The sequence below is a fragment of the Halosimplex rubrum genome, from assembly GCF_013415885.1.
GTDB classification, from domain to species: Archaea; Halobacteriota; Halobacteria; order Halobacteriales; family Haloarculaceae; genus Halosimplex; species Halosimplex rubrum.
The window spans coordinates 1,398,212-1,419,470 of the sequence record NZ_CP058910.1; the positions used below are offsets into that span (position 1 = coordinate 1,398,212).

The 21,259-nt window shown below is 69.5% G+C and carries 26 protein-coding genes; 11 read left to right on the forward strand and 15 right to left on the reverse strand.

What is annotated here, in order from left to right; translation table 11 throughout:
• Positions 1-13: 13 nt before the first annotated feature.
• The 4 genes from HZS55_RS06870 to HZS55_RS06885 form a co-directional block, all read right to left on the reverse strand.
• Positions 14-664: a bifunctional 4-hydroxy-2-oxoglutarate aldolase/2-dehydro-3-deoxy-phosphogluconate aldolase gene (locus tag HZS55_RS06870; protein ID WP_179910966.1), complete on the reverse strand. Its 651-nt coding sequence runs from the start codon at positions 662-664 to the stop codon at positions 14-16.
• A gap of 280 nt (positions 665-944) precedes the next feature.
• Positions 945-1,322 carry a cupin domain-containing protein gene (locus HZS55_RS06875; RefSeq protein ID WP_179910967.1) on the reverse strand — a complete coding sequence of 126 codons (378 nt, stop codon included), beginning with the start codon at positions 1,320-1,322 and terminating at the stop codon, positions 945-947.
• 56 nt (positions 1,323-1,378) lie between these two features.
• On the reverse strand, positions 1,379-2,287 hold the full coding sequence (locus tag HZS55_RS06880; protein ID WP_179910968.1) for an AEC family transporter: 909 nt from the start codon (positions 2,285-2,287) through the stop codon (positions 1,379-1,381).
• A gap of 114 nt (positions 2,288-2,401) precedes the next feature.
• Complete coding sequence (locus HZS55_RS06885) at positions 2,402-3,382, reverse strand: hypothetical protein (protein ID WP_179910969.1); 981 nt, start codon at positions 3,380-3,382, stop codon at positions 2,402-2,404.
• Positions 3,383-3,525: 143 nt separating this feature from the next.
• Here HZS55_RS06885 and HZS55_RS06890 point away from each other — a divergent pair, with 143 nt between their 5' ends.
• From HZS55_RS06890 to HZS55_RS06905, 4 genes are all read left to right on the forward strand, one after another.
• A complete protein-coding gene (locus HZS55_RS06890; protein ID WP_179910970.1) occupies positions 3,526-4,239 on the forward strand; it encodes a hypothetical protein in 714 nt (237 codons plus the stop codon).
• Positions 4,240-4,253: 14 nt separating this feature from the next.
• The gene (locus HZS55_RS06895) at positions 4,254-6,089 is read left to right on the forward strand and encodes a spermidine synthase (RefSeq protein ID WP_218927285.1); all 1,836 of its coding nucleotides are present in this window, start codon (positions 4,254-4,256) and stop codon (positions 6,087-6,089) included.
• A complete protein-coding gene (locus HZS55_RS06900) occupies positions 6,086-6,682 on the forward strand; it encodes a hypothetical protein (RefSeq protein WP_179910971.1) in 597 nt (198 codons plus the stop codon). Before HZS55_RS06895 ends, HZS55_RS06900 begins: the two co-directional genes overlap by 4 nt.
• A 65-nt stretch (positions 6,683-6,747) precedes the next feature.
• Entirely contained in the window at positions 6,748-8,931 is a 2,184-nt protein-coding gene (locus HZS55_RS06905; RefSeq protein WP_179910972.1) for a pentapeptide repeat-containing protein, read from the forward strand.
• Between the two features lie 58 nt (positions 8,932-8,989).
• Here HZS55_RS06905 and HZS55_RS06910 read toward each other — a convergent pair whose 3' ends face one another.
• Positions 8,990-10,057: a phosphotransferase family protein gene (locus tag HZS55_RS06910; RefSeq protein ID WP_179910973.1), complete on the reverse strand. Its 1,068-nt coding sequence runs from the start codon at positions 10,055-10,057 to the stop codon at positions 8,990-8,992.
• A 108-nt stretch (positions 10,058-10,165) separates the two neighbouring features.
• Here HZS55_RS06910 and HZS55_RS06915 point away from each other — a divergent pair, with 108 nt between their 5' ends.
• On the forward strand, positions 10,166-10,423 hold the full coding sequence (locus HZS55_RS06915; RefSeq protein WP_179910974.1) for a ribbon-helix-helix domain-containing protein: 258 nt from the start codon (positions 10,166-10,168) through the stop codon (positions 10,421-10,423).
• Positions 10,420-10,878 carry a type II toxin-antitoxin system VapC family toxin gene (locus HZS55_RS06920; RefSeq protein ID WP_179910975.1) on the forward strand — a complete coding sequence of 153 codons (459 nt, stop codon included), beginning with the start codon at positions 10,420-10,422 and terminating at the stop codon, positions 10,876-10,878. The genes HZS55_RS06915 and HZS55_RS06920 overlap by 4 nt, the downstream gene beginning before the upstream one ends.
• A 3-nt stretch (positions 10,879-10,881) precedes the next feature.
• Here HZS55_RS06920 and HZS55_RS06925 read toward each other — a convergent pair whose 3' ends face one another.
• Complete coding sequence (locus HZS55_RS06925) at positions 10,882-12,525, reverse strand: Coenzyme F420 hydrogenase/dehydrogenase, beta subunit C-terminal domain (RefSeq protein WP_179910976.1); 1,644 nt, start codon at positions 12,523-12,525, stop codon at positions 10,882-10,884.
• Positions 12,515-14,263, reverse strand: a complete 1,749-nt coding sequence (locus HZS55_RS06930; protein WP_179910977.1) for a nitrite/sulfite reductase — start codon at positions 14,261-14,263, stop codon at positions 12,515-12,517. Before HZS55_RS06930 ends, HZS55_RS06925 begins: the two co-directional genes overlap by 11 nt.
• Positions 14,264-14,752: 489 nt before the next feature.
• Here HZS55_RS06930 and HZS55_RS06935 point away from each other — a divergent pair, with 489 nt between their 5' ends.
• A complete protein-coding gene (locus HZS55_RS06935) occupies positions 14,753-14,905 on the forward strand; it encodes a hypothetical protein (RefSeq protein ID WP_006881995.1) in 153 nt (50 codons plus the stop codon).
• 37 nt (positions 14,906-14,942) lie between these two features.
• Entirely contained in the window at positions 14,943-15,077 is a 135-nt protein-coding gene (locus HZS55_RS22790; protein WP_281373026.1) for a hypothetical protein, read from the forward strand.
• Positions 15,078-15,084: 7 nt separating this feature from the next.
• Here HZS55_RS22790 and ftsY read toward each other — a convergent pair whose 3' ends face one another.
• The 3 genes from ftsY to rpl18a are packed head-to-tail and all read right to left on the reverse strand — an operon-like array spanning position 15,085 to position 16,934.
• Entirely contained in the window at positions 15,085-16,290 is a 1,206-nt protein-coding gene (gene ftsY / locus HZS55_RS06940) for a signal recognition particle-docking protein FtsY (RefSeq protein ID WP_179910978.1), read from the reverse strand.
• A gap of 6 nt (positions 16,291-16,296) precedes the next feature.
• Complete coding sequence (gene pfdA / locus HZS55_RS06945; protein WP_179910979.1) at positions 16,297-16,764, reverse strand: prefoldin subunit alpha; 468 nt, start codon at positions 16,762-16,764, stop codon at positions 16,297-16,299.
• Positions 16,761-16,934: a 50S ribosomal protein L18Ae gene (rpl18a, locus tag HZS55_RS06950; RefSeq protein WP_179910980.1), complete on the reverse strand. Its 174-nt coding sequence runs from the start codon at positions 16,932-16,934 to the stop codon at positions 16,761-16,763. The genes pfdA and rpl18a overlap by 4 nt, the downstream gene beginning before the upstream one ends.
• 171 nt (positions 16,935-17,105) lie before the next feature.
• Here rpl18a and HZS55_RS06955 point away from each other — a divergent pair, with 171 nt between their 5' ends.
• A complete protein-coding gene (locus tag HZS55_RS06955) occupies positions 17,106-17,447 on the forward strand; it encodes a DUF7344 domain-containing protein (RefSeq protein ID WP_179910981.1) in 342 nt (113 codons plus the stop codon).
• Positions 17,448-17,457: 10 nt separating this feature from the next.
• Here HZS55_RS06955 and HZS55_RS06960 read toward each other — a convergent pair whose 3' ends face one another.
• The 3 genes from HZS55_RS06960 to HZS55_RS06970 are packed head-to-tail and all read right to left on the reverse strand — an operon-like array spanning position 17,458 to position 18,553.
• Positions 17,458-18,123 carry a translation initiation factor IF-6 gene (locus HZS55_RS06960; protein WP_179910982.1) on the reverse strand — a complete coding sequence of 222 codons (666 nt, stop codon included), beginning with the start codon at positions 18,121-18,123 and terminating at the stop codon, positions 17,458-17,460.
• A gap of 2 nt (positions 18,124-18,125) precedes the next feature.
• Positions 18,126-18,404, reverse strand: a complete 279-nt coding sequence (locus HZS55_RS06965; protein WP_179910983.1) for a 50S ribosomal protein L31e — start codon at positions 18,402-18,404, stop codon at positions 18,126-18,128.
• Entirely contained in the window at positions 18,401-18,553 is a 153-nt protein-coding gene (locus HZS55_RS06970; protein WP_006882001.1) for a 50S ribosomal protein L39e, read from the reverse strand. The genes HZS55_RS06965 and HZS55_RS06970 overlap by 4 nt, the downstream gene beginning before the upstream one ends.
• A gap of 215 nt (positions 18,554-18,768) precedes the next feature.
• Between HZS55_RS06970 and HZS55_RS06975 the strand changes: the two genes are divergently transcribed.
• Positions 18,769-19,281: a hypothetical protein gene (locus HZS55_RS06975; protein ID WP_246308375.1), complete on the forward strand. Its 513-nt coding sequence runs from the start codon at positions 18,769-18,771 to the stop codon at positions 19,279-19,281.
• Positions 19,282-19,321: 40 nt separating this feature from the next.
• On the opposite strand, the gene HZS55_RS06980 is transcribed toward HZS55_RS06975, so the two are convergent.
• Positions 19,322-20,149: a ZIP family metal transporter gene (locus tag HZS55_RS06980; RefSeq protein WP_179910984.1), complete on the reverse strand. Its 828-nt coding sequence runs from the start codon at positions 20,147-20,149 to the stop codon at positions 19,322-19,324.
• 224 nt (positions 20,150-20,373) lie between these two features.
• Between HZS55_RS06980 and HZS55_RS06985 the strand changes: the two genes are divergently transcribed.
• The gene (locus HZS55_RS06985; protein WP_179910985.1) at positions 20,374-20,673 is read left to right on the forward strand and encodes a CehA/McbA family metallohydrolase domain-containing protein; all 300 of its coding nucleotides are present in this window, start codon (positions 20,374-20,376) and stop codon (positions 20,671-20,673) included.
• Between the two features lie 26 nt (positions 20,674-20,699).
• Here the strand turns inward: HZS55_RS06985 and thpR are convergent, their stop codons facing one another.
• Entirely contained in the window at positions 20,700-21,257 is a 558-nt protein-coding gene (gene thpR, locus HZS55_RS06990) for an RNA 2',3'-cyclic phosphodiesterase (RefSeq protein ID WP_179910986.1), read from the reverse strand.
• Positions 21,258-21,259: the final 2 nt, after the last annotated feature.

The following is a 21,259-nucleotide window of genomic DNA, read 5'->3' on the forward strand; positions in this document are numbered from 1 at the left end:
ACCCGCCGTTCGACTACGACCGCGCGTCCTCGACGGCCTCGACGAACGCCGCCGCCGACTCGCGGACGCCGTCCCAGTCCTCGCGCTCGATGGCGTCGTAGTCCACGAGGGCGGACCCGGCGCCCACCGCGACCGCACCGGCGTCGAAGTAGTCGGCGACGTTGTCCGTCGAGACGCCGCCGGTCGGCATGATCGGCACGTCGCCGAGCGGGCCCTGCAGCGCGCCGATGTGGCCCGGCCCCACCGTCGAGGCGGGGAACATCTTCAGCACGTCCGCGCCGGCCTCCATCGCCTCGGCGGCCTCCGTGGGCGTCATCACGCCCGGGATGCAGACGACGCCCTCGCGGTTGCAGACGTCGATCACGTCCTCGTTCAGGTTCGGGGCGAGGACGAACTCCGCGCCGGCCTCGATGACGTTGCGCGCGGCGGCGGCGTCCATCACGGTGCCCGCGCCGACGATGGCGTCGGTGTCCGCCATCGCGCGGTCCACGTCGGCGATCATCTCGCTGCAGCGCGTGGCGTCGGCCGTGATTTCGAGGGCCGTGACGCCGCCCGCGTGGACCGCTTCGGCGACCGGTACGATGTCGTCCTCGTCGATGCCCCGCAGGACCGCCGTCACGCCGCTGTCGACGATGCGCCGCTGGATCTCGTGTTTGTTCGTCATACGCCGTCCTGCGACCGGCGGGGCCAAAAGGGTACCCGGTCGGGCGGCGCAGTCGGCCGGCACCGCTCCGCTTCGGTCCGCTTCGGTCCGCTCCGACCGCCGACATTCTTATTCGCCGACGGCGCCTACCCCGGGTATGACAGACGCCCCCGACCCGCGGACGACGATGGCCGGCGACAGCTTTCCCCGGATGCCCGGTGCTCTCCTCGTCGGCCTGCTCCTCGTCCTGTTCGTCCTGTACGTCGTCGTCGGCTGACCCGCCGCCGGCCGCTCGCCACGCTCACTCGCTCCCGGGTTCGTAGGGGTGGGCGATGTCCGACTTCGGCGCGCCCGTCCCCAGCACTCGCACGGGCTCCTCGGCGCCGTCGGGGTTGTACGCGCGGTGCGGGCTCTCCGGTTCGGCGACGAACACCTCGCCCTCGTCGACGACGAACTCCTCGTCAGGAGTCTCGACGTGTAGCGTGCCCGAAATCACGTAGAACGCCTCCTCGCGGCTGTCGTGGTAGTGGTAGACTCGGGGGAGCTGCTCGCCGGGTTCCATCTCGTAGGTCGCCAGGTGCAGCGCCGCGAGTTCGGCCGCGTCGGAGACGCCGCGGCGGTCGCAGGGGTAGTCCGGCGTCGGGTCGAGGTCGTCGGGGTCGACGTGGTGGTAGCCCATGCCCGACGATGGGTCGCCGGCGCTGATAAAGCCGAGCGGGGGAGAGTGCCGTCGAACTATCCCATGACCTGCAGGATGACGCCGACGGTCCCGAGCGAGGCCAGCGTCGTCGCGAAGACGTTGAGCGAGGCGAGCTGGGAGTCGCCGCCGAGTTCCGTGGCGTAGACGTACGTCGAGACCGCCGAGGGCATCCCGAGCATGACGACGACGGCCGTCGCGGCGGTCGGGTCGACGGCCAGCAGGGTGAACACCACCCACGCGACGGCGGGCATCAGGCCGATCTTCGTCGCGACGACCGAACCCGTCAACCGATAGTCCACGTCGGCGTCGACGACCTCCAGCGAGGCGCCCACGCAGAGCAGCGCGACGGGCAAGGCGAGTTCCGAGAGCGCGCCGAGGCCCGTCGCGGCGGCGCCGGGGACGCCGAGGTCGGTCGTCGAGACGGCCAGTCCGGCGACCAGCGCGAGCAGGACGGGGTTGGTGGCGACGCCGCGGATCTCGTCGGCGACCGCGGCGTCGGCGTCGTTGATGGCGATCAGCGAGCCCACGGTGAGCGGCGTCTGGACGAGCACGCCGATGCCGAGGACGACCGCGGCGGTCCCGCTGGCGGCCCCGCCCAGCGTCGCTTCGACGAGCGGGAGGCCGAGGAATCCGAGATTCGAGTGATAGGACTGGACGACGGCGACGCTACGCTGGCCCCGCGAGGCGCGGCGGCCGTGGACCAGCCAGGCGACGGCGATCACCGTCGCGAACACCAGCAGGACGCCGCCGACCAGCGCCGGCGAGACGAGTTCGCCCAGCGCCCGGTCGTACGTCGAGGAGAAGACGAGCGCCGGCAGCGCGACGTAGAACGCGATATCGTTGAGCCAGCCCGTCCGGCGGTCGGTCAACAGGCCGACCCGGCGGGCGGCGAGGCCCGCGAGCAACAGCGCGAGCAGGTAGCCCAGCCGCGCGTACACCTCCATACCCGGGTGGAACCGAGCGGCGCCTTTCAGGGTTCGGATCGCCGTCGTTCTCGCCGGGACTGGGTCGTGTCGCCCCGAGACCCGTCGTCGGGGGCCGCAGTCTCGGCCGACCGGCTACCGCAGCGCGTCTCGCCGCTCGTCCTCGTCGAGCGCGACGTCGCCGGCCACGTGGCGGCTACAGCGCTCGCACTCGTAGGAGACGCCGCCGTCGTCGTAGGTCCGGACGGCGGTGCCGAACAGGAAGAGGGCGTCCTTCTGGCGGCGGGCGATGACGGCGTCGGCGTCCTCGCCGCAGTTGGGACACCAGTCCTTGTCGGGCGCGGGCTCCTGCCAGGTGATGCGGTGGCGACCGATCGTCGCGTCGGCGTGGGCCTCCTCCTTCGAGGTCTGGACGACCGCTTCCGGCGGGACGGGGTCGGAGTCGACGACGTTGTCGAAGCCGCTCTCGGCGGCGGTCGTCGCGGAGACGTACGGGCCGACGCTGACGCGGTTGTCGCGGCCGACGAAGAAGACGGTGGCGTCGACGCCGCGGCCCTCGATGCGGACCTCGTTGTCCCAGCCGACGACGTAGACGGTCAGGTCGTGTTTCCCCTCGGTGACTTCGACGGCGTTCTTCGCGCCGCGGACGCTCACGCCGTCGCGCGGGTCCCGGGCGTCGCGGTCGTGGTTCCACCCGGTGACGGTCACGTCGTAGCCCGCCGGGTCCTCGGTCGGCGTCGCGGCGCCGTCGTGGAAGACCTGTTCGGCGCCCGCCGGGTCGAGCGCCTCGGCGGCGCCGCTCGCGACGAACACGTCGTCGACCCCCCGGACCGACACGTCACCGTCGACGTCCTCGACGTAGCCGTCTTCGATGTCACCCGTGACTTCCGTCGCCGCGGCCGGCGAGTCCTCGGCGGGGTCGGCCCCGCCGTTGCCGGGCGGGACCACGTCGGTGTAGACGTACTCGGCGTCGGCCAGGCGGAGGGTGCCGGCGACGCCGTCGGGACCGACGAACACGTCGGCGGCGCCGCGGAGACCGACCGGCGTCTCGTGACTGCCGGCGAGTCGCACGTCGCCGGAGTAGCGTTCGGTTCTCGCGTCGGAGGTGTCGCTCATTGTGAACTCAGTACCGTCACCCTACCGCGGGTCTCTACTTGAATCCCGGCCCACCGTCCGCCGGTTCCACGGCCGCGGAACGTTCCGTTCTGCTGAAACGATAATATAAAGATACTTGGTCGATGGCCGATGCGGTAGTTGGTATGAAGCGCAGAAGCTTCGTGCGCGGCAGTGCCGGGCTGGCGGCCGGCGGGGCGCTGGCCGGCTGCCTGGGGATCGGGGGGAGCAACTCCCCGCCGCCCAGAAAGTCCGACGTGTTCGACGACGTCGCCCTCCAGGGAACGACGCTGCAGATCCAGCTGTTGTCCGAGATCGAGGTCGAGACGCGCCAGCAGAACCAGAGCAACCTCGGCGGCGGCGCGATCGCCGCCCTCCTCCCGGTCGGTCGCGCCCGCGCGGCCAAGGGCGCCGCCGGCCGCGGTACCGGCGGCTACGGTTCGGCGCCGAAACACTCGCACCACGGCTGGGCCATCTGGCACGGCGGCGCCTACAGCGACGACTGGCGCGACGACCACGACGACGAGTTGCGGATGGCCGACGCCTCGGTCGCGACGCTGGGCGTCGCCTACCTGGGGACCGACGACGAGTACGAGAACGACGCGCCGGGTCCCGGCCCCGGGTCGGTCTCCTGGGACGAGACGTGGGACGACCCCGAGCCCGGCACCGACATGACGGCCGACGTGGCGGCGCTCTCGCCGGGCGACGGCGTTCGCGAGGGGTGGTACCGCGTCGGGACGGAGCTGGTCTCGGCGGACGGCTCGACGAACTACGGCTGGCAGGCCGTCGACATGGAGGTCGACAACGGCCTCGGCGAGCCCCAGATGGACAAAGCCTGGTACGTCAAGCCCAGAGTGTGAGCCACTGACCGCCGATGGCCCGCGACAGCGACGACGCCGCCGGTGGGGCGGACCCGCCGCCCAGCCGCTCAGCCGACGAGGAGCCGCCGCTGTCGTCCTCGAATCCGCGCCTCACCGACCGGCGGCTCCTGCTCGCGCTCACCTTCGTCGTCGCCTTCTGCTCGATCGCCTACGAACTCGTCTACTCGGAGCTGCTGACGGTGTTCTACGGCGGCACCGTCCTCCGGTACTCGATCACCATCGGCCTGTACCTGTTCTCGATGGGCGTCGGATCCTTCCTCTCGGCCCACCTCGACGACCCCGCCGGGAACTTCCTCCGGACGGAAGTGTACCTCGCACTGGCCGGGCCCGCCGGCGCGGGGTTCATGATCGCCCTGAACGCCTTCCCCGACGTGACCCTGACCGTCGGCCGGCTCGCGCTGAAGGAGCCGCTCACGCTCGGGCTCGCCCACGTGCCGATCCTGGTCGTCGGCCTGCTCTCGGGGTTCGAGATCCCGCTGCTGAACGAGCTGGTCGAGCACCGCGAGGAGACGCTGTTCGCCGCGCTCGGCGGCCTCTACCCCCGCAGAATCGTCCGAGGTGCCCTCGGCGTGTTCTTCTCGGTCTCCGAGGCGGAGGGGCGGTCGTTCTCGGAGGTGCTGGGCGTCGACTACCTCGGCGGCCTCGCCGGGACGGTCGTCTACGCGCTGGTACTGTACCCCCGCTACGGCCTCGTCGTGTCCGTGCTGGTGCTGGGACTGCTGAACGGACTGGCGGCGCTCGCGTTCGCGGCGTGGTCGGCCCGGGCGCCGGCCGCCCGCGGCGCCGACCGGTCGTTCTCGCTGGCGCGGTGGCGCGGGGTCGTCCTCGCGGGGTTGCTACTGACGGGCGCCTACGGTGGGCTGGTCGCCAACGCCGGCGCGGTCGACCGGGCGGTCACCGGCGCGTACATGGGCGACCGCATCGAGAGCGAGTACCAGCCCGGGAAAGCCGAGGTGACCGTCACCGGCTTCGAGCGTACCCGCTACCAGCGCATCACCACCTACCGCCGCGACGTGGCCGGCGACCCCGGCACGGAGACCTGTCTCCGCCTCGACAGCGCGATCCAGCTCTGCGAGAGCTGGGTCGACTCCTATCACGCCGGCCTCGTCGACGTGCCGATGTCGGCGTCTCTGAATCGCTCGGGAGCGCTCCCCGGCGCCAATGCGTCGTTCGACGTGTTGCTCGTCGGCGGCGGCGACTACATCGCCGTCGACCGCCTGCGCGACTACGGCGTGAGCGTCGACCAGGTCGACATCGACGGGGAGTTCCTCGACTACTCGCGCGAGGAGTCGGCGTTCGCCCGCTACAACGACGACGCCTTCGAGTACGACCGACTGAACACGACCGTCGGCGACGCGTACAACTACCTCCGGGGCTCGGACAAGCGCTACGACCTGATCCTGCTGGACGTGCCGGGCGCCCGCAGCGACGACGCCCTGTCGCTGTACTCGACGGAGTTCTACCGGCTGCTCCGGGGACACCTCGCGGACCGCGGGGTCGTCGCCACCTGGGCGTACTCGGAGTACTGGTTCCCCCAGCACCACAAGGCGTACGTCGAGACCGTCCGCGAGGCCGGCTTCGACCGCTATCTCCCCTACTCGGTGTACGAGGACCCCGACGGCGACGACGAGTTAGAGCGCGGCGAGCGCTTCTACCTGCTGTCGGACGGCCCGACGCCGACCCCGAACGTCTCGCGGGCCCGCAGCGACTACCTCGACGCCGTCGCCGACCGCTACGAGCGGCTGGACTGGCGGCCGGTCCCGGCCTACCGCGGCGTCGAACCGAACAGCGTCTTCGACCCCAACTACGACGTGATCGTCGACCCATGACCTCCGAGACCCTCCAGTTCGTCCACGGAACGGCTCCGCCCACCGACGACGTGCGCGTGTTCGACTCGCTGACCCGCGAGTTGCTCGGCGCCGAGTTCACCTTCCGCGTCGTCGGCAGCTCACACTACGTCAGCGCCCCCGCCTACGAGTTCCACGAGCTGTCCACCTGCGATCCCGTCGACGCCGACGGCGCGACGACCCTGCGCCTCGACGGGCCGACGACGGACGACGCGACCGGCGGCCGACCGCCGAACGGCGACCGCCCGACCGCTGACGCCGTCGACGGCGACGCCCGCCGCCGTCTCACCCACGCGGCCGACGGGCTGGCCTGCGCGACGATCGTCGAGCGCCGCCCGCTCGCGGCGTTCCCGGTCGACGACGCCTTCGACGTGGCCTATCGGTTCGGGCCCGACGCCTACACCACGATCGACCTCGCGCCCGACGGCTACGAGACCTATCACACCTACCCCGAGTTCGACCTCGCGCTGTACACGAGGACGGCCTTCGAGTCGGTGCCCGGCGGGACGCTCGCGGAGACGCTCGACGGCGACGCCCGACGCCGAGCGGAGCGGACCGGCCAGCCGACCGACTGAGTCGGCCGGAAACGGCTCGCCGCGGTCAGCAATATTTATGTTCCACGGTTCTCGTGTGAGAAAGTATGACAGATGGAGGGGACGGGAGCCACGGGCGCGGTGCGGTCGGGGCTCCCGGGGCGGCCGCGGACGGCGACGCGGGGGACGGGCTCGGCCCGGCGACCGAGGTCCTGCGTCTCTCTCCGGGCGAGCGAGCCGAGCGGGGGATCGGCGACGAGACGGTGCGCGAGGCGTTCCTGACGGTCGTCCGCGAGGGCGACGCCGACGCGAAGGACCTGCGGGGCGTCGAGCTGCCCGCCATCGATCTGGACCGGCTGACCGTCGAGGGAGCGGACCGCCACCCGGTCGACCTCCGGGGGGCGACGATCGAGTCGCTGTCGGCGAGGTTCGCCACGATCCGCCTGCCGGTCCGGCTGGACGACGCGACGGTCGGCGACGTGACCCTCGACGAGGCCCACGTCGAGGAGGCGATCCTGGCCGACGGCGCGACCGTCACCGGCGAGCTCGAGGCGTTCGAGACGGAGTTCGCCGGCGACGTGGAGTTCGAGGGCGCGACGTTCGAGGGGCGGTTCGACGTCGACGAGTCGACCTTCGCCAACGACGTGACCTTCGACGCCGCGACCTTCCGGGGGCCCGTCGAGGCCCGGGCCGCCGAGTTCTACGGCGACTCGAACCTGCTCGACGACAACACGAGCTTCACCGGCGCCGCCTTCGAGTCCGACGCGGACTTCCGGCAGACCGGGTTCGGCTTCACCCACTTCGAGCGGGCGACGTTCGCCGGCGAGGCGAACTTCCAGGAGGCGCGCTTCGACGGCGACGCCGAGTTCGACGAGGCGGTGTTCGAGGGGTTCGCCGACTTCGACGAGGCGCGTTTCGACGGCGACACCGGGTTCGCCGACGTGACGTTCGCCGGCGACGCCGACTTCCGCGGCGCGACCTTTTCGGGCCGCGAGCGCGCGCTCGACGAGGACGTGACCTTCGCGCGCTCGACGTTCGCCGGCGACGCCGACTTCCGCCACGCCCGTTTCCGGTTCGTCACCTTCGCCGAGGTGGACTTCGAGGGGGTCACCCACTTCGAGGAGGCGGAGTTCGACGCCGACGCGACGTTCGTCGGCGCTCGCTTCGCGGCCGAGGCGGACTTCGACGAGGCGCGGTTCCGCGAGGACGCCGACTTCTCGGGCGTCGAGTTCGCCGCCCGGGCGGTGTTCCGCGGCGCGGAGTTCACCGGTGGCGCGAACTTCCTCGAGGACGACCTGACCTTCGAGGGCGCACACTTCGCCGCCGACGCCGACTTCCACGACGCCGAGATCACCTCCGCGAACTTCGTCGACACCGCCTTCGGCGGCGAGATCGACTTCAGCGGCGCCCGCTTCTCCGAGCGCATCGACTTCGAGGCCAGCCAGGTCGAGGGCGACGCCTGGGTGGACTTCACCCGCGCGAAGATCGTGACCGGCCGCATCACCCAACCCGCCGAGAACTGGGTGCGCTACGACCTGACGCTCGCTTCCCTCGGCGACGTGGACCTGGTCGCCATCGCCGAGGGGGACCACCGTCGCCTGCTCGACTTCTTCCGCTTTTGCCGCACGGAGTTCACCGAGTTCGACGGGCACGAGTTCGACTTCAGCGGTCACCGCGAGTATCTGGACCGCAACGCCTGGGCCATCCACGAGTTCCACGAACCGCCCGACGCCGACCCCGACTACGAACTCGAGATGACCCCCGAGGTCGTCGAGACCACCTACCTCAAGGCCAAACAGAGCGCCGCCGCCGTCGGCGACATGAAGGTCGCCGGCGAGTTCCGCGTCAAGCGCCAGCAGTACAGTCGGGCGAAGAACCTCGAAGTCGTCCGCGACGGCTCGGCCGCGACGTGGACCCGCGTCAAGAACCTCGGCCGCGCGACCGAGAACTACTTCCTCGGCGTCACCTGCGGCCACGGGATGCGCCCCATCCGGATCGGCTTCGCGTTCGTCCTCGCGCCGCTGCTGTACGTGCCGTTCTACGCGTTCGGCGGCGGCCCGTTCCGGACGGCCGCCGGGCAGCTCTCCGTCGCGGCGGCGCTCTCCCCGGAGGGGCTGGCGACGCTGTTCGACGTGGCCCGCTTTAGCTACATTTCCTACACGACCATCGGCTACGGTTTCCTCGGCCCCGAGGGCCGGATCGCGGAGGTGCTGGCCGCCAGCGAGGCGTATCTCAGCGTCGTCCTCTCGGCGCTGCTCGTCTACGCGCTGGTCAAGCGCTCGGAGATGTAGGCGGCGGGCCCTCACTTCGTCCGGGCATTCGAGCGTGTGGAGTCGGCGAACCGGCGCTTTATAGCAGTTCTGCGGCGAACTCGCGGAATTCCTGTTCGACTTCCTCGGCGATGTCGGGCGTGATCCAGCCGGACGCCCAGTTCATGTTCGCTGTGTGGAAGATGAGCACGTAGAGGCGCCGGCGCGCGTCGAACGCTTCGTCCGCGGGAAGACCCCGGACTTCCCGGTACCCCTCGTACAGCTCGGACCGGATACACTCCCGTCGCTTCGAACCGAGCGAGCTCAGCCCGCAGAGGCCCTGCTCGGCACAGGCGAGGTCGTACTCCCGGTCGGTCGTGCGAACGAGCCCCCAGTCGAGCAGGCCCGTCACCGACCGCGACTCGCGGTCGACGGCCAGGTTCCCGGGATTGTGGTCGACCCGGGCGATCGCCGGCGACCCCGAGAGATCGAGTCGTCGCTGGCGTCGGTCGATCGCCGCCCGGAGGTCGGGCACCTGATCGCCGAACCGGCCGTCCGCGAGTCCGTCCAGCATCCGCTCGGCCGTCGCCGACAGCTGTGACGCCCAGGAATCGCGCGGGTCGTAGAGCGCCAGCCCGTACTCCCGGGCGAGCGGTCGCGTCCCGCCCAGGTCACCAGGTTCGGCGTGCTCGGCGACGACGACCGGGCCGTAGCCGTCGAACGCGTCGATGTCGTGGACCTCGGCGATCGACCGACCCACCTGTCGGGCGTACTCAGCCATCTCGTCGTCGGGGATCGCCGACGCGTCCGTGGGGAGCGGGTCGCCGTCGACTCGTTCCATCAGATACAGGGGAGTCGGCAGGTCCGGGTGGTCGGGAACGACGCCGTACACCTCGGGGACGGGCACGGCAGTCTCGGCGCCGAGCAAGCGAAGGAGCTTCGCCTCGGCGGCGAGGTTCCCGCCGCCGCTCTCCTCGTCGGTCGCCTTGAGGACACACTCGCGGGGTCCGTCGGCCGTCTCAGCCGTCACCGTGACGGTCTCGTTGCCGCCGTCGTCGATCGCGGATGCCGAACGGACGGTCCACCCGTCCGTGACCGCTGCGATCATCTCTTCGATGTCGGACCCGGCCGCGCCGTCCGACTCCCACACCTGTTCGTCGACAGTCACGTACTCGCCGACTCGGGCCCGCCCAATGAGTCTTGTCCAGCACGGCAACAGAGCGTGAGCGCGCCCGAAACGCTTACTTGTAACTCAGCGTAATACTCTGGTAACACAATGAGCACACTCAACGTCAAGGTCCCGGACGAGATGGAGGACGACATCGAGGAATTCCTGGAGCGGCACCCGCACTACCTGAACAAGAGCGAACTCGTCCGTGACGCGCTTCGTCACGTCATCGGGCCGGACACCGCCGCCAATCCCGGGCAGTCGATCGATGATGACCCGCTGTTCTCCGCACCGGCGGCGACGGCGGAGGAACCGATCTCCGAGGACGAGATCGACGAAGTCGTCTACGGCGTCTCCGACGAATGACTCCGCGGTCCGCGACGCCACTGTTCGTGGACACCAGCGCGTTCTACGCGCACTTCGTAGAAAACGCCCCTCGCCACGGGGAGGCACGGGGGGTGTTCGACGGGATCAGGACTGATGACCTTCCGTATCGTCCGCTCGTCACCTCCAGTTACGTGCTCTCGGAACTCGCGACGCTGTTACTCCGAAAGACATCTCAGACGGTCGCGAGCGATGCGCTCGAACGGATCCGGTCGTCGTCGGTCGTCTCGATAGTCCATCCGAACGAGTCCGAGTTCGCTGCGGTCTGCCAGTCGTTCGAACGATTCGACGACCAGCGGATTTCGTTCGTGGACCACTCGATAGCAGTTCTGGCTCGCCAACGCGGCGTCGAACACGTGTTCGCGTTCGACGACGACTTCAGGGTGTTCGATCTCGCGGTCGTGCCCGCCGACACCGGTGACGTGACCGGACAGTAGGTGTCAGTGCCCGCGGTCGTGGGGGTTCATCTCAGTCCCGTAGTTCTCGGCGTGGTCGGCGTAGTCGATGAACCGGGGCGCGTCGGGGTCGAACGGCCGTTCCAGCGACTCGAAGGCCTTCTGCTTGTCCCACGACTGCAGGCCGCCGACGGCCGACCGGTCCTCGAGGTCGTGGTAGTCTAGGTCGTCTTTCGTCAGGTTCCAGGCGTCGAGGCCCTGCTCGGTCCGGACGATCACCGAGGAGTACTCGTCGCTGGACCCCACCGATCCGACGGTGAGGTCGGCGCAGTAGCCGGTGAAGTCCGCACACTCGTCACAGCCCTTCAAGGCGGCGTCGTGGAACGCCTCGACGTCCTCGTCGACGATGAGGTCGCCGTCGCGGTCGTAGACCATCATCCGCCCGTCGAGCACGTCCATCTTGCCCACGTCGTCGAGGTCGATGCCGCGCTGTGCGACGATCTGCTCGCCCATCAGGCGCTCGTAGTTGAAGTTCTTCGTACACATCAGGGCGATCGTGTAGTCGACCGCGCGGACGCCCGCCTCCTGGCTGGCGTAGTCCCACTCGAAGTCCTGCAGGGCACGGATGCCCTCGATCTCGCAGGGCGTGCCGACGAGCGCCAGCGACGCCTCCTCGATTGGGCCCTCGATCTTGTGGTCCCACTGTCCGAGGTCGAGGTTCCCGAGCGCCATCGTCTGGTTGTAGAAACTCCCGGCGTTCTCGATGCACTCCGCGGGCGTCGTCGCGAGGAAGGACTCGGCCTTCCACGGGTCGTCGTCGCTCTCGGTCGCGATGAGCGCGCCGTCGATCTCGCCGGCCTCCAGCAGGTGACACAGGACGGAGGTGACGAGCCCGCCGTCCTGCGCCGAGTCGCGCCAGTCGTCCTCGACTTTGGCGGAGAACTCGGTGATGGGGTCGCCGGCGCCTTTCACGTTGTCGTCGCCGCCGGTGATCTTCCACTGGCGCTCGTAGCGCAGGCCGCCGCGGGGGCAGAAGTCCCAGCACAGCGAACAGCCGGTACACATCTTGACGAGTTCGGGCAGACCGTCGTCGCCGATGCCGATGGAGTCGGAGGGGCAGGCGGCGACGCAGGTGCCACACTGGATACAGCGGCCGTCGTCGACGACGGCCTCGTCGAGTTCCATGAACCACGTCTTGTCGTCGGGCGTCTCGATGTCGTTCATCCGCGAGCGGATCTCGTAGGAGGGCGTGTCCAGTTCCAGCTCCTCCTCGCCGGGCCGCTGGACGCGCCGGTCGGCGGGCGTGTCGTACACGTCCTGGCTCGCGCCCTCCGCGGGTTCGGTGAACTCGACATCACGGAGCTTACCGTGCTCGTCGACGTTCGCGGGCGTCGCGCCACCGTCCGTGGCGACGCCCCCTTGCTGGCGATCGCCGCGTGACCGGCCGCCGCAGCCGCAGGAACTGCCACAGCCACAGTCGTCGCCGTCGTCGGACCCGCCCACGTCGGGGACGCGGGGTACCGGGTCGTCGCTGCCCCCGTCGGTCAGCAGTCGTGAGTCGTCGAATTCGATCTCGTCGCCGTCGGGGCCGTGTCCAGTTTCGGCGAGTTCGGGCGCCACGTCGGCAGGTGCGACCTGGTCGGCCTCCGGGCTGGCCGCCACGCGCTCGCGGGCCCGGTCAGTCCCCATGAGCGACACCTCCCGAGACGTTCGCGTCGGCGCGTTGCATGACCTTCCGGAGCCGCTGGTTCCCGACTCGACGGGTCCACTCGTAGAATCGCTCGCCCGCCTCGCGCTCGTCGACGTAGGCCGCGAACAGCTCCTCGATGGCCGGGATGACCGCGCTCGCGGGTACCGCGGTCTCGACCCAGTCGAGGAACTCGTTGTCCGAGCCGAGGCTCCCGCCGAGGCCGAAGTCCATGCCTTCGACGATATTGTCGCCCTCCTCGTTGGTGGTGCCCTCGGGGTCGTCGACGTCGACCGTCTCGCCGCGGAAGCCGATGTCGGCGATCTGCGGTTGGGCACACGAGGCCGAACAGCCCGACATGTGCATCCGGACCACGTCGAGGTCGTCGGGCGTGTCGATGCGCCGATCGAGGGCTTTGGCCCACCGATACACCCGATTCTTCGTCTCGACGATGCCGTAGTTGCAGAACTCCGAGCCGGTGCAGCCGACGGCGCCCCGCGTGAACGGCCCCGGATCCGGTTCGTACTTGCGGGCGAACGGCTCGTTCAGCAGGTCGCCGACGTTCTCGGCGGGAACGTGGGTGACGAGGAAGTTCTGGTCGGTGGCCAGGCGGACCGAGGCCTCGTCGGTGCCGTACTCCCGCGCGGCGCGGGCGGCTTCGGCGAACTCGTCGCCGCCCATCCGGCCGGCGACGACGTTGAAGCCGACGTACTTCAGCCCGTCTTCTTTCTGGTCGTGGACGCCGACGTGGTCGCCGGTGTACCCCTCGGTGAGGTCCGTCCCGGCTGTCGGCAGATCCACCTCACAGCGCCGGCGGACCGCTTGCTCGAACGCCTCGGTACCGAGCTGTTCGACGAGATAGCGCATCCGGCAGACGCCGCGATTCGACCGATCACCGAGTTCCTTGAACGTCTGGGCGATCGCGCGGCAGAACTCCACCGCGTCGCCCGGCGGGACGAACACGTCCATCGCCGTCGCCATGCGCGGCCCGTCCGAGAGGCCGCCGCCGACCTTGCAGTGGAAGCCGTAGACCTCCTTGCCACCGTCCGACGAGCCCGACGAGCCTCCGGCTTCGCCGGAGCCCCCGACTTCCTTGCGCGCGGGCGTCAACCCCACGTCGTTGATCTGCGACTGGCCGCAGTCGCGCGCGCAGCCGGTGACGGTCATCTTGAACTTCCGCGGGAGGTTGGCGTACTCCCGGTTCTCCGTGAAGAACTCGGAGACGGCGTCGATGACGGGCTGGGCGTCGAAACACTCGTGACCGTCCAGCCCGGCGGCCGGACAACCGAGGACGTTCCGGGCGGAGTCGCCACAGCCCTGGATCGTCGTCAGGCCGACCTCGTCGTATCTCGCCCAGACCTCGGGCACGTCCTCGACCTCGATCCAGTGCATCTGGATGTCCTGACGGGTCGTGAGGTCGAGGAAGGCGTCGCCCCAGACCGAGTTCTGGTCCTCGCCGCCGTACTCCGCAGGCGCGGTGGCGTACGTCTCGGCCACCTCGCCGATCACCTCGGCCTGTTCGGGCGTGAGATACCCGCCGGGGACCTTGGTCCGCATCATGAAGTAGCCGTCCTGCCGCCCGTGAGCATACATCCCGGCCCACTTCAACCGCTCCCACTCGCCGTCGCCCGCGCGCGCCTCGATCTCTTCGAACGACAGCCCCTCTGCGGCGTACGACTTCACGTCCTCGACCACGTCCAGCGGGTGTTTCTCCTGTTTCCACTCCTCGACCGTGTTCACGCGAGCCACCCCCCGGTGGCTCGCGTGTGCTCGTCAGTGCCCGTCGTGCTGCCGTTCGCCGCCGTCTCCCTCGACGTTCCGCGAGTGCGTGTATCCCTGGTGTGCATGGTCTCTCTCACGCGACGGTCGCGTGTGCTACTAGTTCTCACTACCCACGCCCCTGTATCCCACCCTCTCGGTCAGCGCTGCCACGACTGCGTGAAACCCCGCTTCGATTGCCGCTACCGGTGACGTTCTGCGGCGGCGGAGACACCACCGTTTCGCGTCCAGCGGCCGTCCGGCCGGGGTCGGTACCCGATCGGTCGGCCCGCAGCCGTGTCATGTGTCCGATCTGCCCGGTTCGGTCCGGTATCACGGCGTACTCCCGGGCTTCTTCGGGGAGCGCCGATCGATGGAATCGGATCATGTTGCCTATTCCCGGCAGCGACGGCGAAGGGTGCGTGGAGGTGCGTTCTTATATGGGAGGGAGCCCTGTAAACGATCAACCGAATGAGCGACTCACAGAACGTGCAGGCGGTCGAAGAAGAGCAGGTCGAATCGGAGGACGAACGCGAGGTCGACACCTCGCACCTCGACGGCGTCGAAGACGGATGCGGCTGCGCCGAGGTGTGGGAACACCTCTCCGACGAGCGCGACGAGTAGGCCGGGCGTTTATTCTCCGGCGGTGCGAACTGGTTCCATGAGTGTCATCGGGGAGTTGCGGGTGCCGGCGGCGGCGTCCCTACTGGACGACGCGCTTGGGTCCGTCGCGGGGGCGGTCACTGTCGAGCGGATGGTCGTCGACGGCGAGGGACGCGTCGCCGTGGCGAACTAAGGAGCGGTTACTCCTCGCCGAGGAGTCGGTCGACGATGTCCTCGGGATCGAACGGTTCGAGGTCGCCGTAGTCCTGCCCGGTGCCGAGAAAGAGGATCGGCTTGCCCGTGACGTGGGCGATGGAGATGGCCGCGCCGCCCTGCGGGTCGGCGTCGGCCTTCGTCAGCACCGCGCCGTCGATCTCCGCGGCGTCGTCGAACTCGCGGGCGCGGTTGACGGCGTCCTGGCCCGCGACGGCCTCGTCGACGAACAGCGTCATGTCCGGGTCGATGACCCGGTCGATCTTCGAGAGCTGGTCCATCAGGCCGTCGGAGGTGTGCAGGCGACCGGCCGTGTCGCCCAGCACCACGTCCACGTCGTTGGCCTTCGCGTACTCGACGGCGTCGTAGATGACCGCGGCGGGGTCCGAGCCCTGTTCGTGGGAGATGACGCGCTTGTCCAGCGCCTCGGCGTGTTGCTGGAGCTGCTCGTTGGCGCCGGCGCGGTAGGTGTCGCCGTTGGCCAGTACCGCCGATAGGCCCCGCTGTTCGAAGTACCGCGAGAGCTTGGCGATGGTCGTCGTCTTCCCGACGCCGTTGACGCCGGTGAAGATGATGACGACCGGCGCGTCGCCCTCGGCCACCCGCTCGTCGAAGTCGAACTGGCCGACGCTGATCACGTCGTACAGCGCCTCGCGGAGCGCGTCGCGGACGAGGTTGCCGGTCGAAGACAGCCGTCGGCGCGTGTCGCCGACGAGGTTCTCCTCGACGCCGTCGAGGATCTCCTGGGCGACGCCCATCTCCACGTCGCTCTGGAGCAAGGCGAGTTCGAGGTCGTCGAGGTGGTCCTGCAGGTCGTCCTCGTCGATGACCGTCTTGCCGGTCGCGAACAGCTTCGCCCGCTCGCCGAGGCTCCGACCGTCGTCGGCTTCCGCCTCGGTCTCGGCGTCCTCGACCTCGGCGCCCGCCGACTCCGCCGTGTCGGGCTCGTCGCCGGCGTCGGTCGCGTCTTCCGCTTCGGCGTCGGCCGCCGGCGTGTCGACCCCGTCTTCGGCGTCGGACTCGCCGGTCGTCTCCGCTTCGGTCACCGCGGACGCGTCGCTGGCCTCGGCCTCGTCGGGCTCGGCCCCCTCGGCGTCTCCGTCGACCGCTTCCTCGTCGACCGCCTCGTCGTCGACGTCCTCCTCGACGTCGTCGCTGAAGCGGCCGAGCTTCTCTTTCAGTCCGTCGAACATCGGGCCTTACTCGTCGTCCTGCTGCTGCATCTGCTGCATCTGCTGCATCTGCTGTTGCTGCATCTGCTGGGCCTGCTGTTCGAGCTCCTCGCTCTCGGTCTCCAGCTCGGCGATGTCCGAGCGGATCTCCTCGATGCGCTCGTCGAGCGTGTCCTGCTTGTTCTCGAGGATGTCGACGGCGTCGTCCTGCTCCTGCTCGGCGGCGTAGCCGGCGCCGAACTCGACGATGACCTCGTCGATGTTCTGGATCTCCGCGCGGAGGAACGCGTCGCCGCCCAGCGGCACCTGCACGGTGTCGCCGGACTCGATGGCCCCGATGGCCTCCATGGCCTCGTTCATCTCCTGTTTCTCGTCCTGGAGCCCGGTGATCTCGTCCTCCATGGCCTCGATCTGCTCCTCGATCTGCTCGATCTCCTGGGCGATCTGCTGGAGTTGCTGCTGACCGCCGCCGCCACCGCCACCACCGAGGCTCATGCGTCGACCCCCTCGATCTCGACCTGCGTGCGATTGAGTCCGTGCTTCGAGCCGAACTCGGCGAGGACGTGCTCGCGCGCGACGTTCTCGTTTACCGCTTCGATCTCCTTCTCGAAGGGCTGCCAGCCGTCGCGGGCACTCCACTGCCCGGTGACTGTGAACTCACTCATGTGTCCCGCTGGGAGAGCGAGCGGGAAGTACCTTCCGCAACGAACTCTCGCCGCCGTCACCGCGTTCGTCGAGTCCCGGGTGCGGCGGCTCGAACCGGTCGCGCTCGCCCGCGGTCCGCCGATCGTGACGACGAGGTAACAGTTATGTACGACCGTCACGAACCGTCGCGCATGATGGGGGCTTCGAAGATGTTCGGGTTGCTGGCCAGCGACCGGCGACGACGGGTGTTACTGTTGCTGTGCGAGGAGGAACCGGTGAGCGTGCCCGACGCCGTCCAGATGCGGGGGGACGCGGCGCGACCATCGGCCAACGGGGGCCGCGACCACGACCGATCGCGACGGCAGACGGTTCGGCTGTACCACGCCGACCTGCCGAAACTGGCGGCCGCGAACCTGATCGAGTGGAATCGTGACGCCGAAACCGTCAGTCGCGGGCCACGGTTCGGGGAGATCGAACCGATGCTAGACGTGCTCGGCGACAACGCCGCGCGGGTCCCGCAGGAGGTCGTCTGACCGGCGCGGGTCAGTCGATGTAGCCCAGCGCCGACTCGATGCGGCCCAGTTCCGGACCGGTGGTGTCCTGGCCGACGACGTAGCCGTGGTCGTTGGCCACCAGGCCCGAGCCGACCAGCGGGGCGCCGTAGTTGACGGTGCCGATGTCGGCGGGCACGTCCAGCAGGTCCTCCAGGAAGTCCAGTTCCGCGTCGGTCGCGTCGGGGTGACAGAGCACGCCGTCGTTCGTCGCGACGGCGGCGGTGCCGACGGTTCGCGACCCGGCGAGGACGCCCTGCTCGACCGGGACGTCGAGGGCGTCCGCGACGGCGTCGACGGCCGTCTCGGAGAGGTCGGGGTGGACGTAGGCGCCGCTGTCGTTGGCGAGGACGACGTTGCCGGCGGCGTTGATCCGGCCGGGGAGTTCGGAGACCCGGAGACCGGTCGCCTCGGCGATCGCCTCGCGCTCGCGGTCGCGGACGCGGCTGCTGACGAGCAGCCCGTTGCCGTTGCCGGTCGCCAGCGCACCGACGGTGCCCGAGCCGCCGACGGTCGTCGGGACCGCCGGGACCGCGAGCTCGTCGGCGAGCTCCTCTCGGAGGTCTTCGTCCACGTCGGGGCGGACGAGCAGACAGTCGTCGGTCGCGCGTGCGAAGACACCGACGTACGCCGAACCGGAGAAGGCCGCGCGGAGCAAGTCTACTCTGCGGTCTCGGCTTCGACGACGTGCTCGCCCTCTTCCTCGAAGCGGGCCGCACGGACGCGGAGCTTTCGCGGCGGGTTCGAGCGGCCGTTGGCCCAGACCGCCTCGTTGATCGAGGGGTCGAGGCGGATGGCGTCGCCGTCGATGGCGAAGTGCTTGGCGAGGTGCTCGCGGACGATGGACATGGCCTTGTCGGCCTGCTCCTCGTTGGGCGCGGCCTTCACGTCGCGGAGCGGGACGGTCACGACCCGCTCCTCGAAGTCACCGGCGCTCATTCGTCCGTGTCGCTACGGCGCCAGTGGCGCCGCTTCGGGTTGCGTTCGACGTTGCGGTCCGTCTTGAGCATGACCCACGGCGGGACCCGCGTGTTCTGGCGCTCGAGTTTCCCCAGGCGCTTCTTCTTGGATTTCGACTTCTTACCCATAGTGTCACCCCCTTCCGCCCCGGCGCTTAAATTCCTGTTCCTTTGCCCGCGACCGCTCACCGCCCGACCACGCCGCCGTCCTCGCCCGGTCGCCTCGGGCGGTTCTCCCGGTCGTCGGACGCCCGAGTCGCGCCCCGGAGAGCCGCGAACCGTCGGCTATCAGGTGTGATTCTCCGGTCCGAGTCTCTTTATACTACTATTCGTGTCACGTACGTATGCATCGGCGAACGCTGCTGTCTACGGCCGCGGCCGCGGTCGCGGTGGCGGGCGGTACGGCCGGCTGTGTCGGCAGTAGCGAGGTGGTGGCGACCGTCCAGCGGTCGGTCTCGGTCCGCCCCGGTCAGGGGTGGATCGAAGAGCTCCCGGACGTGTCGGACCCGGGCGGCGCGATCCGCTACCGGGCGAAGGCCGACCGGCCGTTCGACGTGTACTTCTTCGCGAGCGAGGAGTCGTTCATGTTCTACGACACCTACACGGACGGGGACGAGCCGGCGCTGACGCCGAACGGTGACGGTGACGTGAGCGCGTCCGCCGAGGAAGTAGCCGAGGACACCTACGTCGCCGAGACCCACGACGGCGGGGCGCGACAGCCGATCGACGACTCCGGCCCGTACTACTTCGTCGTCGACCACTCGGGGTATCGCGGCGAGAACCAGCCGAGATCGGAGCAGCCGTCGCCGCTCGACGTGTTCGTGGACCTGACGGTCACTCGCCGGAAGCTGATCTGACGAGCGGTCGGTCCCGTCCGAGGCCGCCGGGCGACCACGCTCACGCGAACGCGAGCGGGACCATCACGAGCACGCCGGCGGTGATCCCGCCGACCAGTTCCCGGCGGCCCCCGCCGGGCAGGTCCGAGCCGCGCTCCAGGGCCTCGGGGACGAACTCCGTCGCGACGAGGTACACCATCGCGCCCGCGGCGAACCCGAAGCCGAAGGGAAGGAAGCGCTCGGCCAGCGTCACGAAGTAGTAGGCGACCACGGCGCCCAACGGCTGGGGCAGGCTGGAGAACACCGCCCACCAGACCATCCGCCACTCGCTGACGCCCATCGACCGCAGCGGGATCGAGATGGCCACGCCCTCGGGGACGTTGTGGATCGAGATGGCGACGGTCATGAACACCGCCAGGACCGGTAGCGTCAGGCTCCCGAGCGTCACCGTCGCCAGGCTCGGGTCGTCGATCCCCAGCTCGGCGAAGGAGACGCCGACCGCGACGCCCTCCGGGAAGCTGTGGACGGTCAGGATCCCGAGGATGAGCACGAGCTTCCGGAAGTCCGCCTCCTCGTACTCTCGGGCGTCGAACTCCGCGTCCGCCAGCACCTCGTGGCCGACGACGACCAGCGCCACGCCCGCGACCACGCCCGGGCCGATGGCGACTGCGGCGTCGACGACCCCGCCCTCGACGACCGCGACCCCCTCGCGGATCAGGCCGAACAGCGACGCCGCGACCATGATGCCCGAGGCGAGCCCCCACAGCACCACGTTCCACCGGTCGGAGATTTCGTCGACCAGGAAGAAGGGGAGCGCGCCCAGCCCGGTCGCCAGCGCCGTCAGCAATCCCGCGAAAAACACCAGCCCGAGGTTCCAGAACTCGACCATCCCTGCCCGAACCTACGCCGACCGCGTCCTTAATAGTTATCACGAATCTTACTATTTTTGGGAGACCTAAAGCGGACGACTCCCGCAGACTACCGATCCCGACCGGCGGCGCGACGCCGTCGGTCCCGGTGTGTGACATCGTAATTAATGCACCTTATACACACTATGAACATCCGGACTCCTATGCGGTGAAGTATAAATACTGCTTCGCTGAATAAAACAGTATGTCAACGACCGAGGCGCGCACGACCGACGTGAAGGCGGACGCGGATGCGGGGGAAGCGGGGGAGACGGGGGCACGGCCCCACAAGGTCGTCGACCCGATGGGTGCGACCGGCCGGATGACCGTCGAGACGCCGGAGGGGGACGAACGGACGGTCGTCGGCTGTCTGGACGGGCTCGTCGCGGGGCGACTCGACGGAAAGGCGCCCGGTTCGACCGTCCGGATGGAGCTCTCGCCCGCCGCCGACGGCGGGGGGTACGTCGCCGCGCGCGTCCGCCCCGGCGGCCTCCCCGCGCTCTGAACGGCTATCGCGGCCGACGGCGACCGCTACAGCGGGAACCGCTCGACGGTGTCGTACGTCGGCCCGTCGGGCCCCAGCACGCTCTCTTTCAGCCGGACCTCCTCGACCGCGAGCCGTCCCGCGTCGGGGTGGCCCTCGCGGACCGTCTCCCGGACCAGCTCTTTCCCGCCGGCGTGGTCCATCCGGGCTATCGTGACGTGGGGCGTGAACTCGTGGTCTTCGGCGTCGAACCCCATCGCCGTCGTCCGCGCCTCGACGCCCTCGTGCAGGCGCGTCAGCTCTTCGCCCCCCGAACGCGTCCCGACCCAGACCACGCTGATGTAGTCGAGAGTCGGGAAGACGCCCAGGCCGCCGAACTCGTACTCGAAGGGGTCGACGCCGGCGTCGTCGACCGCCGCGGCGAGTTCGTCGACGAGCGCGTCGACCCGCCCGGGGTCGGTGTCGCCGAGAAACTTCAGCGTGACGTGAGCCCCCTCGGGGTCGACGAAGTTCAGCCCCGACGCCCCCGCGAACCGCTTCTGGACGGCCGCCACCTCGTCGGCGAGCCCGTCGAGGTCGACGGCGACGAACAGTCGCTTGCCCATGT